This is a genomic window from Geofilum rhodophaeum, assembly GCF_002210225.1.
In the GTDB taxonomy this organism is placed as follows: Bacteria; Bacteroidota; Bacteroidia; order Bacteroidales; family Marinilabiliaceae; genus Geofilum; species Geofilum rhodophaeum.
The window spans coordinates 101,453-118,095 of record NZ_MWUJ01000001.1; the positions used below are offsets into that span (position 1 = coordinate 101,453).

Genomic DNA, 16,643 nt, shown 5'->3' on the forward strand with positions numbered 1-16,643 from the left:
AATGGTCAACCCAAAAATCAGGGACTAGTAATCTTTGTTTTGCTTCATATTGGGATTGGCGGAAACCTCATCACCCGGTATGGGATAAATATTGAGGTGACTGGAGGTCGCGGTTCCTTCGAATACGCCGCCTTTCCACTGCCAATGATAGCTGCCGTTGGTAAACTGACCAAAACGAACCAGGTCGGTACGACGCTGCGCCTCGTAATAAAACTCACGGCCTCTTTCGGCCAGCAAGAATTCGGCAGTCAACTGCCCACTGGTAATGTTGCCACTGGTATTGCCAAAGGCGCGCTCGCGAATTTTGTTGATGTCTGCAACAGCGTCGTCCGGTTTATTGGTACGGAACAATGCTTCGGCACGCATCAAATAAGCGTCGGCAAAGCGAAATACCGGAAAATCGGTACTGGCATAGGTATCGCTGTAATTAGCGGCTCTGCTGCCGTCGGCATTTCTTCCTGTAAATTTGTAGACCCCTACCCCATAATCACCACTTGAAGAGGCGCTGGGAATATCTATTGATTTTTTCTGGCGCAGGAACACGCGGGAATCGGGACTCTGGGCAAAGATGGTGTCGGAAGCCGGAATGGGATCCCCGCCATAAACGGCCAGTGTATCCACCAGTACATTCAGGAAGTCCTTACGGGCACGGTTACCGTTCCAGTTGGGGTTGCCGGGCAAATCGTGGTAAATGCCAGCAGGGATAAATTCTGCATCGCTGCTCGACTGAATGATGAAAGTCGTCCCAACCGGACCCTGGGTATGAATGCCGTCCTGCTCCCAGGCAAAAATCATTTCAGGATTCACCGGAAAATGATTGTCGGCACTGAAATTATGACGATAATTGTCGTTCAGCGAATAGGCTCCGCTGCTGATCACCTTGTTGGTGTAGGTTACCACATCGTCCCATCTTGGCGTTCCGGTATACACTTCCGCATTCAGATACATACGGGCCAGCAACATCCATAAGGCACCTTGATCGGCCTGCTGTGATGAAGTTCCCGGTTCGGACAACAAGTCCTCAATGGCCAGCAACTCCCCTTCAATATAATTGAACAAGTCTGCACGCTGAATCTGCTGGGGATAAAATTTACCTACGCCATCCTCTTCGGTGGTAAAGGGGGGATTACCAAACAAATCCATTTGCCAAAAGTAAGCCAGGGCTCTTAAAAAACGGGCTTCAGCATTGTAACGTACAACCTCCGGATCGTTGTTCCCGTTGGTCAGACCAATAAAATCATTGGCATAGGTAATACTCAGGCCCAAACGCTGATACAAAGCAGTCAGGAAGGGATTACTCGGGCTCCAGGTCTGCGTATTCAGATCGGCAATACCCACATCGCCCCAGGCACAAATACCCTCATCGGTGGGCAGCTCCTGCAGGTTCCAAAGCGCACGCATGGTAGTGAAAAAGGCTTCATCCGAAGACGAAATATCGGCACCCCCATTGGCACCCTGACCGGCAATAATGAAACTGGCATAAAGCTTGCCCAATACTTGCTCCATATACAGTGGATCGTCGCCCAGATTGCCCGAGAGAATGGTATCCGGGTTCTTGGGTGAAATATCCAGGTCGTCGACACATGCATTGAACATGAAGGCAGCGACCGCAACTCCTAATATTAATAGTTTCTTTTTCATAAGAATAAAATCTAAAGTTTTCAACCGTTCAGTTTAGAAAGACAGGTTAATGCCGAGCATATAAACCTGGGGTCTGGGATAAAAATTGTTATCCACCCCACCATCCACTTCAGGATCCAGACCCTTATAATTGGTAATGGTCCATATGTTTTGAGCGGTAAGACTCACGTAAGCACTCAAACGATCGGTAATGTTCTCAATATTGTAGCCCACGCTCAGGTTATCCAACTTAAAGAAGGAGGCATTTTCCACAAAGTAGTCGCTGGAAAACTGACGCTTCACAAACTCGGTGTCGTTCAAGAGGCGGGGGAAATTTTTCCAATAACCGATTTGATACATCTGATCGTAGGAAGAACCTGCAGCCACCATATTGTAAACGTAGTTGCCGATGCTGGCTCTGCTGGAAGCCGACAAGTCAAAATTCTTATAACTGTATCTCAAAGAGAAGCCCAGCAAATAATCGGGGGCAGGATTTTTGAAGATGTACTTGTCCTCATTGTCTCCGGAAACGGTTCCTCCTTCACCCGATAGGTCGGCATACAAACCTTCTATTGGCATTCCGCTAGCGCTGTTGTAAACCTGCTGATTAACAAAGAAAGATTTGGCCGGATACCCCACAGTGGTGACCTGATTTTGCCCTGTCATGGCATCACCTTCCAAAACCCCGATAAAATTAGGATCATCGGTCATCAACAACTTAGTAATCTCATTCTTGTTGTAAGTAAAGTTAAAACCCAACTGCAAGGACATGTCGCGGGTAGACAGCGGAATCAAATTTAAAGCCACTTCCACACCCTGGTTCTCCAGACTGCCCACGTTGGTCAACAAACGGTTGGAAAAGTTACTTCCTGTGGGAATGGTAACGGTGTTCAACAAATCGGTGGTTTCGCGACGATACAAATCAACAGATCCTGAAATGCGGTTGTTGTAGAATCCGAAATCCAAACCAATGTTCTGCGTCTCGGTTTCCTCCCATTTGATGTCGGGATCGTAAGCATTGGGACGAAGGGTTGGCAGATAGCGCCCATTGATGTAATAATAGGAACCAGCTGCGGCCTCGCGGTATAAAGCCTGGGCAGGATAGTCGTTGTCGGCCACATCCTGTTGCCCGGTAATACCCCAACCCAAACGCATCTTCAATTCAGAAAGATTGGCAAAATCATCGAAAAAAGATTCTTCATTGATTTTCCAGGCGAAGGCAGCCGAGGGAAACAAGCCCCAACGATTGTCCTCCGAAAAACGACTGGACCCGTCGTTACGCATGGTAAAGGTTAAAAGGTAGCGCTCCTTAAAGGTGTAATTCATACGACCAAAGAAAGAAACCAGGTAGTTCTCGGTTATGAATTCAGAGTCCTCTACCAACACAAAGGGGTGCTCCTCATCCTCATAGCCACGGGTAAAATTACTCCCTTCCCGCTCAAAATGCTGCCAGGAGTAACCAGCAGTAAGGTCAACACGACTGTCGATGCGCTCTATATCTTTCACATAATTCAGATAAAAGTCGAGCAAGTTGTTTTTATTGGTTCCCGCGTAGTCGGTCAAACGTCCCCAGGTGGGGTTGGTCAATACCGAAGGAGAAGTAACGGGACGATTGTTGTGCCCTTCACTCTCTGAGTAATCGGTAGACAGGTTCAGATTGGCTCTAAGTTCTGGCAAAAAGGGCAGCGTATAATCAAACTGCGCACTGGCAATTAAGCGCTTAACGGTCGATTGGTTGTCCACCGCCAAAGCTTGTTCTACCGGGTTGGGCGTACCCAAGGCGGCGCCATAATTGACCCACTGAAAGTAACCAGCGGAGGCAGAATTGCCATCGTAAACCGGCTGTGTGGGATCCATATTAATGGCAGAACCAATGGCGCCGGAATCACCAAAATTATGGTCGGTCATCATACCCTTAGCACTCACATTCACTTTTAAATCGTCGTTAAAAAAGGTGGGAGACAGATTCAAAGATGCTGTAAAACGCTCCATATCGGTATTCTTTAAAATACCCTCCTGATTGGTGTAGCCCACCGACATGCGATAAGGCAGAGTGCTTACCGAACCGGTAAAACTCAGGTTGTGATCGTGTGTAAGTGCAGTCCTGAAAATCTCATCCTGCCAATTGGTATTATAACTGCCCAATTTATCGAGATTGCTGACCCCATACAAAGGACGCTTAGAAACGGCAATTTGACGCAGCTCATCACCCGAATAAACATCGGTATATCGAATGGCGCTGGATACAGAAGTGTTGGCGCTGTAATTGATCCGCAATGGAGTTCCGGCACGCCCCTTTTTCGTGGTAATAAGAATTACCCCGTTTGAAGCTCGCGAACCATAAATGGCGGTTGCAGATGCATCTTTCAGCACTGTAAAGGTCTCAATATCGTTGGGATTAACGAAGGCCAAAAAGTTGCTGCTGCCATTCAGATTCTTGTTGTCCAGGGGAACGCCATCAACAATAACCAAAGGATCGTTGGAAGCATTCAACGATGACCCCCCACGCACACGAATGGTTGAACCACTGCCGGGAGCTCCGCCAGAACTGGTGATTACCACACCGGCACTTTTACCCACCAAAAGATCCTGCGGAGAGGTAATCGCTCCCCGGTTGAAATCCTTGGCACTAACGACATCAACTGAACCGGTAGCATCCGATTTCTTAACTGATCCGTAACCAATCACCACCACCTCGTCCACACCTATTACACTGGCACTTAAAGCCACATCCAAACGGGTCACGCCGGCTTCAACATTTCGTTCTTCGGCATTAAAGCCAATAAAAGAATACTGCAGCACATCGCCTACATTAACTTGCAGACTGTAGTCACCCATGGGAGAAGTAATGGTACCCGTTTGTGTACCTTTAACTACCACGGTTACGCCAGGCAAACCCATGCCGTCCGATGCATCGGTAACGGTGCCCGATACGGTAAGCTGCTGGGCATACATTCCAAGAGGGAGCATACACCCTAAAAGAAGCAACAGAAACTTCTGTTTGATTAACATCTTCTTCATAAACCTAGTTTTAATAAAATTTTAAGAACTGAATTTTGTAACCTGCAGCCACACGTTTGTCGGTCAGCAAGTCCACCGGGGATATTCAATTAACAATAGCTTGTACCTGATAATCACGTTAAACTTCGCAACAAAGATAAGCCCTTTCGCAAGCAAAATGAAACATTCTTTAACACTGATATCCATAATTTTACAGGGTTTTCGGCGCAATCGATTCCGCAATCGGTTGCGGGTTCGATTGCGGAAAACTTTATATGTTGTATAACATGTTTTGAACCGATTCAAAAACCAGACGAAAAGATAAGCAATGGCCCAAAACCATAACAGCAAGGTATAAAAACCTGATTTGCAACCAACTAAAAAAATCGGGTTTAAACATCCCACTCAAGACATATTAAATCGATTGTTTATATATTTGTACAGCGTTATATATTAACAGTTTTTAATACATCGCTTACACTTTAAATTCCGCAACGCAAAAAAGTCGCCATGAAACCAACCCACATTACCATTAAAGATATTGCCAAAATGCTCGGTGTTTCTCCCTCTACCGTATCGCGGGCACTTAAAGACCATCCCGACATCAGTGAGGAAACCCGAAACCTGGTCAAGACTTTTGCGGAAAAGGTAAAATACCGGCCCAACGCCCTGGCGCTCAGCCTGAGAAAGCAAAAAACCAACACCCTGGGTTTAATTGTTCCGGAAATTGTGCATCACTTCTTTTCTTCGGTCATCAGCGGCATGGAAGACCTGGCCTATGGCGAAGGTTATACCATGATGATTTGTCAGTCCAACGAAAACTTCTACCGGGAAGTCATTAACCTACAAGCCCTACTCGACCACAGGGTAGACGGTCTCCTGGTATCGATAAGTAAAACCACACGGGAATTCAATCATTTACACAATGCGCTCGACAGCGGCATCCCTATGGTTTTTTTCGACCGAATTTGTGACGAGCTGGATACCGACCGGGTGATTACCGACGACTTTGAAGGCGCACGAATCGCCACCACCCATTTGATTGAAACCGGCTGTAGAAAGATCTTGCACCTGGCCGCGCCCCGCCATTTGTTGATCGGGAAAAATCGCTATGAAGGCTATGCCCAGGCGCTTAAGAACCATAAAATCCCCCTGGACGAAAGTCTGGTTTTAAAGTGCGACACCCGCGAAGAAGTGATGAGTATGCGCCAGCACATCCTGACCCTGGCGCCGCAAATCGACGGCATTTTTGGGGTCAACGACAGCACAGCCATCGCAGTCATGCAGGTTTTACAGGAAAACGGCTACCGCATTCCACAGGACATCTCCGTGGTAGGCTTTGGCGACGGTCCAATAGCCACCATTGCCAGCCCCCCCCTTACCACCGTGGAGCAAAAGGGCTATGAAATGGGCCGTGAGGCGGTTCGTCTGCTGATTCAACGTCTCGAAAACCCCAGCGCAATGATCAACAACCAAACCAAAATCATCACCCCCTCGCTGGTCCGTCGCAAAACCAGCCGCTAGCTGTTCCGAAACCGTTTGCGTAAAACAATGTAACTGCCTAACTTAAAATTATTAAACTTTTTTATCCTGCTCCGCAAACGATTGAAATGGGGCTTTTACAGCAAAGGAGGGTTCCAAGCGCTTGATAAAAAGCTGTTCAGGTATTTACTGTGCATGAATTTTAGTTTACTTTTGTATCAAAGAACCGGGAATTATTTTCAATTAACTTTCTCTTTTCGTTCCTTTCGGAACGAGCTTGTCTTGTATATTACTTTTTGATTTCAACAAAATGATGTGCTGAATGCGGCATAACTCATTGTATTGTCGTATTGGGGCAGTACGCTGCCTGCCGCCATTAACCGTAAACGATAAAAGAGATGAAGAAATTACCCCACTTGTCTGTAGGACAGATTTGGAACCTGAGCATTGGCTTTTTGGGCATTCAATTTGGATTTGCCTTGCAAAACGCGAATGCCAGCCGCATCCTGCAAAACTTTGGTGCCGATGTTGAACATTTATCCTGGTTCTGGTTGGCAGCTCCCATCACCGGCATGCTGATTCAGCCGCTTGTGGGACATTACAGCGATCGCACCTGGACGCGCCTGGGCAGGCGGCGTCCCTACTTCCTATTTGGCGCCATATTTGCGGCGCTGGCGCTCATTTTCATGCCCAACTCCGGCTCATTGGCAGCGTTTATTCCACCGATGTTTGTAGGGGCTGGTATGCTGATGATTATGGATGCTTCCTTCAACATTTCTATGGAGCCGTTTAGAGCTTTGGTGGCCGACAAATTGCCCGACGAGCAACGCACGATGGGCTTTTCGGTACAGACGACACTCATAGGGATTGGGGCCGTTTTAGGATCCTGGATTACTTATTTGCTGGCCGAATGGCTTGGGGTTTCCAAGGTGGCTGAAGAAGGAGCTGTTCCCTTTAACGTAATCCTTTCGTTCTATGTGGGTGCTGCCGTATTACTGGCCGCCATTATATGGACGGTTGTTACCACCAAAGAATACTCCCCTGCTCAGCTGAAGGAATACGGTCTGACTGAGGAAGAGGACGGCGACAAGCCAAAGCAGAACGGACTGATGGAGATCTTTCGTGACTTTGCTGCCATGCCCAAAACCATGAAACAACTGGGGCTTGTTCAGTTCTTTTCGTGGCTGGCCTTATTTGGCATGTGGGTATTTACTACCCCGGCCATTGCGCAGCACGTGTACCAACTGCCGGCCAACGACACTTCCTCGGCGCTTTACAACGATGCGGCCAACTGGGTGGGCGTGTTGTTTGGGGTTTACAATGGGGTTGCGGCTGTTTTTGCTATGGCCCTGCCCTTTATCGCGGGAAAAATTGGCCGTAAAAACACGCATGCCTTTGCACTGACGACGGGAGCGGTGGGACTTCTGTCCATTTATTTCATCAGCGATCCGCTGTGGCTCATCGCACCGATGTTGGCCATCGGGGTGGCCTGGGCCAGCATTCTGTCGATGCCCTACGCCATTTTAGCGGGGTCCCTGCCCCCGGCCAAATACGGCATTTACATGGGACTGTTCAACTTTTTTATCACCATGCCGCAGATTGTGAATGGGGTATTTGGAGGTCCCATTGTAAAGCGATTGTTCGACTCGCAGGCCATTTTTGCGCTGGTTATTGCCGGCGTAAGTTTGTTGATTGCTGCCCTGGCCGTGCGCTTTGTAGACGACCAGCCCACCCTTAAAACCGAAAAGCCATGATTAAAGCCTGTTTGTTCGATTTGGACGGCGTTATAGTCGACACCGCCAGATATCATTACATCGCCTGGAAGAAACTGGCCAAAGAGCTGGGCTTCGACTTTAGTGAAACCGACAATGAGCGCCTGAAGGGGGTAAGCCGTATGGCTTCGCTCGACATACTGCTCGAAATTGGCGGCATAAATATGACGCAGGCCGAAAAGGAAAGGCTCGCACATCAAAAAAACGAGCATTACGTGTCCTTCATCACCCAAATGCAAGCCGACGAGGTATTGCCGGGGGCACGGGAATTTCTGAAGGCTTGCCGCGAGGCCGACATCGCCACAGCCCTGGGCTCGGCCAGTAAAAATGCCATGACCATTCTGGACCGGCTGAAGCTGACCGACCTTTTTGATGTCGTTGTGGATGGCACCCATACCACCAAAGCCAAGCCAGATCCGGAAGTCTTCCTGAAGGGCGCTGAGGCGCTGAAGGTGAATCCGGCGCATTGCGTGGTTTTTGAAGACGCCGAAGCCGGCGTGGAGGCCGCTCTGGCTGCGGGAATGAAATGCGTGGGCATTGGCCATCCTGAGGTACTGAACAAGGCCCATCTGATTATTGACGGTCTGCATCAAATGGACCTTCAAAAACTGAACAACATTCAATAAGCACCCGACTATGAGACAATATTTAAAGAACGACCCTTGGAAGATCATTGAAGAGGGTTTTCATCCCGATTACCACCAGGCCTCTGAAAGCATTTTTAGTCTGGGTAACGGCAAAATGGGCCAACGGGCCAATTTTGAGGAGCAATACAGCGGCCCCTCTTTACAGGGAAGCTACATTGCCGGCGTTTATTACCCCGACAAGACCCGGGTAGGCTGGTGGAAAAATGGTTATCCGGAGTATTTTGCAAAAGTACTGAATGCCCCCAACTACATTGGCATCCACCTAAAGGTAGATGGCGAAGCGCTGGACTTATTTACCTGTGCCACCAGCGACTTTGTTCGCACCCTCGACATGAAAAAAGGGCTGCTGACCCGCAGCTTTACAGCTACACTAAGCGGGGACAAAAAGATTAAGGTAGAAACAGCACGCTTCCTGAGCATGACCGATGCCGAGACTGCGCTGCTTCGCTTCAGTGTTACGCCGCTGAACTTCTCCGGAAAAATAGAATTTACGCCCTATCTCGATGGGGATGTGGAGAACGAAGACGCCAACTACGACGAAAAATTCTGGAATATTTTGGAGACAGCCTGTTCCGATGAAGAGGGACATTTGCTGTCGCAGACCAGGAAACTGGATTTTCGGGTGGCCTTGGCCATGCGCTGGAGCATCAACAGTCGAAACACCCAGGTAACAGCTGCGCACAATGACGTACGCAGCGACATCGCCATCAGCACTTCGGTCGCCGAAAACGAAACGGTGGTGCTCGACAAATTTGTGGGCGTTTGCAGCTCCCTGAATCATCCGGCCGACCAGTTGGTGACTAAGGCGCGGGAAAAGGCGCTGCAGGCCCAGACGGCCGGGTTCGACAAGATGCTGCGCGCGCACAGCGAAAAATGGGACAACATCTGGCTGCATGCCGACATTAAAATAGAAGGCGATGTGGCAGCTCAGCAGGCCATTCGCTTCAATATTTTTCAACTGAACCAGACCTATACGGGCGACGATGAGCGCCTGAACGTGGGTCCCAAGGGATTTACAGGAGAAAAATACGGCGGCACCACCTACTGGGATACCGAGGCGTACTGCATCCCTTTCTTTTTGGCCACGGCCCCGGCCCACGTCACACGCAATCTTTTGATTTATCGCTACAAGCACCTGCAGAAGGCCATCGAAAACGCCGAAAAGCTGGGCTTCACCAATGGCGCAGCCCTCTACCCCATGGTGACCATCAACGGAGAAGAATGTCACAACGAGTGGGAAATTACTTTTGAAGAAATCCACCGCAACGGCGCCATTGCTTTTGCCATTCATAATTACATCAGGCATACCGGCGACGAAAAATACCTGGAAGAATACGGTTTGGAAGTCCTCATAGCCATTGCCCGCTTCTGGGCCCAACGCGCCACCTGGTCGGGCGATAAGCAAAAATACGTCATCCTGGGGGTGACTGGCCCCAACGAGTACGAGAACAACATCAACAACAACTGGTACACCAACAAAATGGCCACCTGGTGTCTCAACTATGCGCTGGAAGCCTTGCAAGTGGTAAAACAAAGCAATCCGGCACGCTATTCGGCCATCTTGGAAAAAACCAATTTTGAAGAAACCTCCGAGCGTAAGCACTGGCAGGAGGTGAGCAGTCAAATGTACTTCCCCTACAACCAGGAATTGGGTATTTATATGCAGCAGGACGGGTTTATGGACAAAGAGCAAATCATGGCCAGCGACTTGCCTGTGGCACAACGCCCCATCAACCAGCACTGGTCGTGGGACCGCATTCTGCGTTCCTGCTTCATCAAGCAGGCCGATACCCTGCAGGGCATTTACGTACTCGAGCACGAGTACGATACGGAAACCATTCGAAAGCACTTCGACTTCTACGAACCCCGTACCGTGCACGAATCGTCCCTCTCGCCCTGCGTACACACCATTCTGGCTGCACGCATCGGCCGCCTCAACAAGGCCTATGAAATGTACCTGCGCACCAGTCGCCTCGACCTGGACGATTACAACAACGAGGTGCATGAGGGCCTGCACATTACCAGTATGGCGGGCACCTGGATGTCGATTGTCGAAGGCTTTGGCGGCAAGAGGGTTCACGACGGCCAATTGTTCCTGAATCCCATCATCCCCGAGCAATGGACGGCCTACACCTTCCGCATCACCTTCAGGGGAAGGGATTTGGAAGTACGGGTGGACCAAAAGAGTGTGAACATTTTGTCGCACGCCAGACAGAGCGCAGAGCTGCGTCTGTACAATCAAGTCATTACCATTGAACCGGGCGCCTCGGTGAGCGCCCCCTTAAAACCAGATTTTCATGCTTAAGAAAAACAGCTTTGTGGCCCTACTGGCCCTTTTGACCCTCAGCTTTGGATTTGCGGCCAAGGCCCAGCAGGTAGAACGCCTGGAGCCGTCCTCCTGGTGGATCGGCTTTCAGAATCCCCGGGTACAAGTCCTCGTATACGGCCAGGACATAGCCACCCTGCAAGCTTCCGTTGACCACCCGGGAGTAGCACTGGAAAAGACCATTGCAGTGGAAAACCCCAACTACCTGTTTCTGGACCTGCTGATTGACGAAACAGCACAGCCGGGAGAGGTGAAAATAGATTTCAAGCAAGGCAAACGCGTACGCACAAGCGCAATGTTCGAATTGCTGGAACGGGAAGCCGGCTCGGCCAGCCGGGAAGGCTTTAACCAGAGCGATGCCATTTACCTGATTATGCCCGACCGTTTTGCCAACGGTAAAACGGAGAACGACGAAATACCCGGCATGCTCGAAAAGTTGAACCGCGAAGACCCTTACGGTCGCCATGGCGGCGACCTCGAGGGCATTCGTCAGCGGCTGGATTTCATTGCCGACATGGGCTTTACCGCCATTTGGATCAACCCGGTACTCGAAAACGACCAGCCCCAATCCTCGTACCACGGCTACGCCATTACCGATTACTATCGGGTGGACCAGCGTTTGGGCTCGAACGAGGAGTATCGTCAACTGGTTCAGGAGGCGCGTTCCAAAAACATCAAAATAATTAAGGACATGGTGTTCAATCATTGTGGCCATAAGCATTGGTGGATGGACGACCTGCCCATGGGCGACTGGGTGAATCAGTATCCCGAATTCACCCGCAGCAATTACCGCCTGAGCACCGTGGCCGACCCCTATGCGGCCAAGGCCGATCTCGACCTGACCACCAAAGGATGGTTCGACACCAGTATGCCAGATATGAACCTGACCAATGAGCTGGTGCGCAACTACATGATTCAGAACAGCATTTGGTGGATTGAATACGCCGGTCTCCAGGGCATTCGCATGGATACCTATCCCTACCCCGACAAGGAAGCCATGGCCGAGTGGATCAAGCGGGTTAAAGCAGAGTACCCCGACTTCTCTATCGTAGGGGAAGCCTGGATATCCCAAGCGTCGAAATTGGCCTACTGGCAAAAAGATTTCCCCAATCAGGACGGCTACAACTCGGAGATGAAGCTCCTGATGGACTTTCCGATGGCGGAGGCCCTGGGCGCGGCATTTAACGAAGGTGAGGGCTGGAACACCGGTCTTCAGCGCCTCTACGATGTGTTGGCCGACGATCACCTTTACCGCTATCCCAAGCATCTGGTGGTTTTTGCCGAAAACCACGACCTGGGGCGCATGGGGCACTTTTACGGTGGCGACATCAACAAAATGAAACTGGCCATCGCCTTCCTGGGCACCGTAAGGGGCATCCCCCAATGGTACTACGGCAGTGAACTCCTGATGATGGGCGACGGGGGAGCCTCGCATGGGGCCATTCGGCAGAATTATCCGGGCGGCTGGCCGGGAGACGAACGCGATGCCTTCACCAGCGAAGGACGAAGCGCCACGGAAAATGAGCTGATCGACTATTTGAGCGCTGTGCTCAACTACCGAAAAACCAGCGAAGTGCTTCAACAAGGCCATACCTTACACTTTTTACCGGAAAACCAGGTTTATGTTTACTTCCGTTACCTGGGTAAAGACGCGCTTATGGTGGTTATGAACAACAAAGACAACGAAGCCACCGAGTTGGACACGGCTCGTTTCAACGAAATACTGAAGGACTATAAATCCGGCCGGGAAGTGGTCAGCGGGCAGACTTTCCAATCATTAAACAAAATCAAAATACCGGCTAAGTCTGCATTTATCATTGAATTAAAGCCATAAAAAAACCAGAAAGCAGGGAAAGCTTTGGAAAAATGGAACAATTGACTGCAGAATTCATTAAATTTCGGCATACAATATGTAAGCATCGTTTTACGTTAATTGATTAAGCCTTAATTTTTTAAACCTATAAATTATGATGAGTAACCTGCACGTTTCCATTAAATCAACGCTTTCCCTTCTGATTTTCCTTTTCGTTGCGGGACTGCTGTATGCAGTCCCCACGGAAGTGGAGAACAGCACCCACCTCATCACCTACCACCAATCGACTGACAATCTGACCCTTAAAACAAACGAAGGCTTTCTTCGCATTCAACTGATGGACGAAGACGGCATCCTTTATTTTTCCTTTGCCAGCGACTCCGTTTTTATAGCCCCCTCCGATGCGGTCTCCCTCAAACCCGCTACAGCATCCATCATTATTCGAAACACCACAGAAACATTGGATGTTCGAATGGGCAATGTGTATTTTAAAGTAGCTAAAAATCCTTTTGAAATTCGCATCTCCACAGGAACCGACAACCGCGATGAAATGGTGATTTCCGGACCCTTCGAGAGTCCCGGCGGTTCGGGCATTTGCTTACCCCTCGCTACCCGTGAAAAGATTATGGGCGGAGGCGCCCGGGCCCTGGACATCAATCGACGGGGAAGAATCCTGCAATTAAGCAACCAGGCCAACTACGGCTATGGCTGGGGAGCCGACAAGCTCAACTACTCCCTGCCGCTCTTCTATTCTTCAGAAAAATACCTGGTCTTTTTTGATGCGCCTCAACGCGCCACCGCCGATATTGGGGTTAGCCAACGCGAAAAATTCAGACTGGAATCGCCACAAAAGTCTTTTAATTTCTATGCCATTACGGGAGCCGACTATAAAAACCTCTTAAAAAAGTACACCCGACTGACCGGCACGCAACCACTCCCCCCGCTCTGGGCCCTGGGCAATTTGCAGAGCCGGTTTGGCTACCAATCAGAAAGCGAATTAACGCAAGTGGTCGACTCCATGATAAAGGCCAAATACCCACTGGACGCCGTCTTTCTTGACCTGTATTGGTTTGGACAGGGTGAAGGAGACTATCGAATGGGCAACCTCAGCTGGAATGAAGAACAATGGCCAGACCCTGCGGCAATGATTCAAAACCTTAAAAACAAGGGCATACAAACCCTGTTGGTTACCGAGCCTTATTTTCTCACCTCATCGGCGCATTTCAAGGAAGCGGCTGAAAAAGGATACTTTGGACAAAACCAGGAAGGCAAGCCCTACGTAATCGAAGACTTCTTCTTTGGCAAGGCCGCGCTGCTGGATGTCTTTAAGCCTGAAGCCAGCCATTGGTTTTGGCAAAAGCACCAAGCGCTGATTGAACAAGGCGTGGCCGGCTGGTGGGGCGATTTGGGTGAACCCGAAAAACACCCCGACAGCATCACTTACCACAAAGGACTCTCCCAGGATGTTCACAACCTATACGGCCACCATTGGGCCAAAATGCTGAGTGAGCGCTACCGCAAGCATCATCCCAAAGTACGTCTGTTCAACCTGGTACGTGCAGGCTATGCCGGCAGCCAGCGCTATTCCGTTTTCCCCTGGTCGGGCGATGTAGCGCGCAGCTGGAGCGGCCTAAAGGCGCAACTGCCCATTATGCTGACCATGTCGATGTCGGGACTCCCCTACATGCACCACGACGTTGGCGGGTTTGCCGGGGGAGAAATGGACGATGAACTCTACACACGATGGGCACAGTTGGGTGTTTTTTCCCCGATTTACCGCCCGCATGGGGCGGGAGTGCCCGCTGAGCCCATTTACTACAGCAGCGAAACCCAAAAAATCGTACGCGAATTCATCGAGCTTCGCTATCGGCTTATTCCCTACATCTACACGCTTGCCTACCGACAGACAGCCTTTGGTGAACCGCTGGTACGCCCCCTTATTTATGAACAATCTGACGACTATTTGGTGGACATCTACGACACCTATTATTTTGGGAAAAACTTACTGGTGGCCCCTGTTCTGGAGCCCGGCCAAACCAGTCGCAAAGTTGAACTGCCCTTAGGGGCCTGGTTCCATTACTACTCCGGCACCTTCTATTTGGGTGGGCGCACGGTAGAGGTGCCTGCCCCCCTCAACGAGATCCCCGTCTTCGTGAAAGCCGGAAGTTTCATACCCACCATACCGCTTCAGCAATCGCTCAATCAGCTCAACACCGACCAAATCACCATTACCTATTACCACCACGAATCGGTTAAGCAAAGCAAGGACGAACTCTATCTGGATTGTGGGAAAAACGCCAAAGCACTGGAAGAGGGAGCGTATCAACTTTTCACCTTTAAAGCTGAGAATACCGATAAGGAACTTTATATCGACATCTCTCACAACAACGGGGTTTACCTGCTTCGACCCGGCCGCCGAACCATCGTATTGGAAATCAATCATTGGGGTGGCAAACCCGAACAGGTGAAAATCGACGGAAAAAATGCTGAGTTTCGCTACCTCCCCCGCAATAAGCAAACACAAATCGAATTTACCATGGGCGCGGACCCCGTCAACATCCGCATCAGATAAATCAACCATAAACACAACTAAATGATCAACTACAAACTCAAGATCCTGGTAATCTTAATGGCAGTGTTCGCTGCCTGTAATCAAACCCCACCTGCCCAAAAGGAAGCACCTGTCGCAAGCCAGGCCCCCGTACCCCAATGGCTAAACGATGCCGTAATTTACGAAGTCAACGTACGCCAATATACCCCGGAGGGAAACTTTGAGGCCTTCGCCGACCATCTGCCGCGCCTGAAGGAGCTGGGCGTAGACGTCTTGTGGTTTATGCCCATTTACCCCATTGGACAGGAAAACCGAAAAGGAAAACTGGGCTCCTACTATTCCATCCGTGATTACAAAGCCGTGAACCCGGAATTTGGCACCTTTGAGGACTTCAAAGCCCTGGTGGATATGGCGCATGAAATGGGGATGAAGGTGGTGCTTGATTGGGTGGCCAACCATACCGCCTGGGACCATGCCTGGGTAAGCGAACACCCCGACTGGTACGAAAAAGACAGTACGGGAAATATGTTTGCGCCGATGGACTGGAGCGATGTGGTACAGCTCGACTACGACAACCCGGAGATGCGTGCAGCCATGCAGGATGCTTTGGCGTTTTGGGTAAGGGAGGCAAACATAGACGGCTACCGTTGCGATGTGGCCGGAATGGTTCCGGTTGACTTCTGGGAAGAGGCCACTTCGGACCTGCAGCAAATAAAACCCCTTTTTATGCTCGCCGAAGACGAGGACGAAACAGCCCTACTCAACAAGGCTTTTAATGCCAATTACGGATGGGCCTTACACCACCTGCTCAATGGACTTGCCCAGGGCACAGCCAAAGCTTCCGAACTGCGAAGCCATATTGAGGAACAACAGCAAAGATTGCCACAGGGTGCATTCTCCATGCAGTTCACCACCAACCACGACGAAAACAGCTGGAACGGCACGGCCTTCGATCGCATGGGCGCTGCTTTCCCCACCCTGGCTGCACTGACCTTTGTAGTAGAAGGCATGCCCCTTATTTATAGTGGCCAGGAAGCCGGACTCAACAAACAACTGGATTTTTTTGATGAAGACAGTATCGACTGGAGTGATTTGCGTCTTACACCCTTCTACCAAGAGCTCATACAACTGAAAAAAGACAATCCGGCACTCTGGAACGGCAACGTCGGAGGACGCATGGAATTCCTGAACAACACAAAGCCGGGGCAAGCCCTGGTATTCAAAAGAACACGGGACAACAACAGCATTTACGCCCTCTTTAACCTGTCGGACCAGCCGCTGATTTTGCCCCTCGGATTCGGTCTGGAAGGTCAATACGAGGACGCGCTTACAGGTGAAAAGATAAATCTCTCCAACGAAGATCTGAAGCTGGCTCCCTGGGCCTATCATCTGATCAGCGTAAAAGAATAAATTTCGCTTTCTGCACAACCCA

Annotated in this window: 9 protein-coding genes; 7 read left to right on the forward strand and 2 right to left on the reverse strand. The window is 50.0% G+C overall.

All coding sequences use genetic code 11. The features are described from left to right. Nucleotides 1–24 precede the first annotated feature (24 nt). Nucleotides 25–1,641, reverse strand: coding sequence for a RagB/SusD family nutrient uptake outer membrane protein (locus B4W65_RS00390; protein WP_088653129.1), 1,617 nt, complete (start codon nt 1,639–1,641; stop codon nt 25–27). Between the two features lie 33 nt (nt 1,642–1,674). Next, entirely contained in the window at nt 1,675–4,641 is a 2,967-nt protein-coding gene (locus B4W65_RS00395) for a SusC/RagA family TonB-linked outer membrane protein (RefSeq protein WP_088653130.1), read from the reverse strand. 489 nt (nt 4,642–5,130) lie between these two features. Between B4W65_RS00395 and B4W65_RS00400 the strand changes: the two genes are divergently transcribed. The 7 genes from B4W65_RS00400 to B4W65_RS00430 all read left to right on the forward strand — a co-directional run bounded on the left by B4W65_RS00400 (nt 5,131) and on the right by B4W65_RS00430 (nt 16,621). After that, the gene (locus B4W65_RS00400; RefSeq protein ID WP_088653131.1) at nt 5,131–6,144 is read left to right on the forward strand and encodes a LacI family DNA-binding transcriptional regulator; all 1,014 of its coding nucleotides are present in this window, start codon (nt 5,131–5,133) and stop codon (nt 6,142–6,144) included. Between the two features lie 356 nt (nt 6,145–6,500). Then, nucleotides 6,501–7,856, forward strand: a complete 1,356-nt coding sequence (locus B4W65_RS00405; RefSeq protein WP_088653132.1) for an MFS transporter — start codon at nt 6,501–6,503, stop codon at nt 7,854–7,856. Continuing rightward, nucleotides 7,853–8,500, forward strand: a complete 648-nt coding sequence (pgmB, locus tag B4W65_RS00410; RefSeq protein ID WP_088653133.1) for a beta-phosphoglucomutase — start codon at nt 7,853–7,855, stop codon at nt 8,498–8,500. The genes B4W65_RS00405 and pgmB overlap by 4 nt, the downstream gene beginning before the upstream one ends. Nucleotides 8,501–8,510: 10 nt before the next feature. After that, the gene (locus B4W65_RS00415) at nt 8,511–10,826 is read left to right on the forward strand and encodes a family 65 glycosyl hydrolase domain-containing protein (RefSeq protein WP_088653134.1); all 2,316 of its coding nucleotides are present in this window, start codon (nt 8,511–8,513) and stop codon (nt 10,824–10,826) included. Further along, the gene (locus tag B4W65_RS00420) at nt 10,819–12,681 is read left to right on the forward strand and encodes a glycoside hydrolase family 13 protein (protein WP_088653135.1); all 1,863 of its coding nucleotides are present in this window, start codon (nt 10,819–10,821) and stop codon (nt 12,679–12,681) included. Before B4W65_RS00415 ends, B4W65_RS00420 begins: the two co-directional genes overlap by 8 nt. A 133-nt stretch (nt 12,682–12,814) precedes the next feature. Further along, nucleotides 12,815–15,232 carry a TIM-barrel domain-containing protein gene (locus B4W65_RS00425; RefSeq protein ID WP_088653136.1) on the forward strand — a complete coding sequence of 806 codons (2,418 nt, stop codon included), beginning with the start codon at nt 12,815–12,817 and terminating at the stop codon, nt 15,230–15,232. Between the two features lie 21 nt (nt 15,233–15,253). Further along, nucleotides 15,254–16,621 carry an alpha-amylase family glycosyl hydrolase gene (locus tag B4W65_RS00430; RefSeq protein WP_088653137.1) on the forward strand — a complete coding sequence of 456 codons (1,368 nt, stop codon included), beginning with the start codon at nt 15,254–15,256 and terminating at the stop codon, nt 16,619–16,621. Nucleotides 16,622–16,643: the final 22 nt, after the last annotated feature.

Bases quoted from the DNA above. Each gene is read 5' to 3' on its own strand.
- B4W65_RS00395 (WP_088653130.1), bottom strand. From the start codon at position 4,641: ATGAAGAAGATGTTAATCAAACAGAAGTTTCTGTTGCTTCTTTTAGGG.
- B4W65_RS00420 (WP_088653135.1), top strand. From the start codon at position 10,819: ATGCTTAAGAAAAACAGCTTTGTGGCCCTACTGGCCCTTTTGACCCTC.
- B4W65_RS00415 (WP_088653134.1), top strand. From the start codon at position 8,511: ATGAGACAATATTTAAAGAACGACCCTTGGAAGATCATTGAAGAGGGT.
- B4W65_RS00400 (WP_088653131.1), top strand. From the start codon at position 5,131: ATGAAACCAACCCACATTACCATTAAAGATATTGCCAAAATGCTCGGT.
- B4W65_RS00405 (WP_088653132.1), top strand. From the start codon at position 6,501: ATGAAGAAATTACCCCACTTGTCTGTAGGACAGATTTGGAACCTGAGC.
- B4W65_RS00390 (WP_088653129.1), bottom strand. From the start codon at position 1,641: ATGAAAAAGAAACTATTAATATTAGGAGTTGCGGTCGCTGCCTTCATG.
- B4W65_RS00425 (WP_088653136.1), top strand. From the start codon at position 12,815: ATGATGAGTAACCTGCACGTTTCCATTAAATCAACGCTTTCCCTTCTG.
- pgmB (WP_088653133.1), top strand. From the start codon at position 7,853: ATGATTAAAGCCTGTTTGTTCGATTTGGACGGCGTTATAGTCGACACC.
- B4W65_RS00430 (WP_088653137.1), top strand. From the start codon at position 15,254: ATGATCAACTACAAACTCAAGATCCTGGTAATCTTAATGGCAGTGTTC.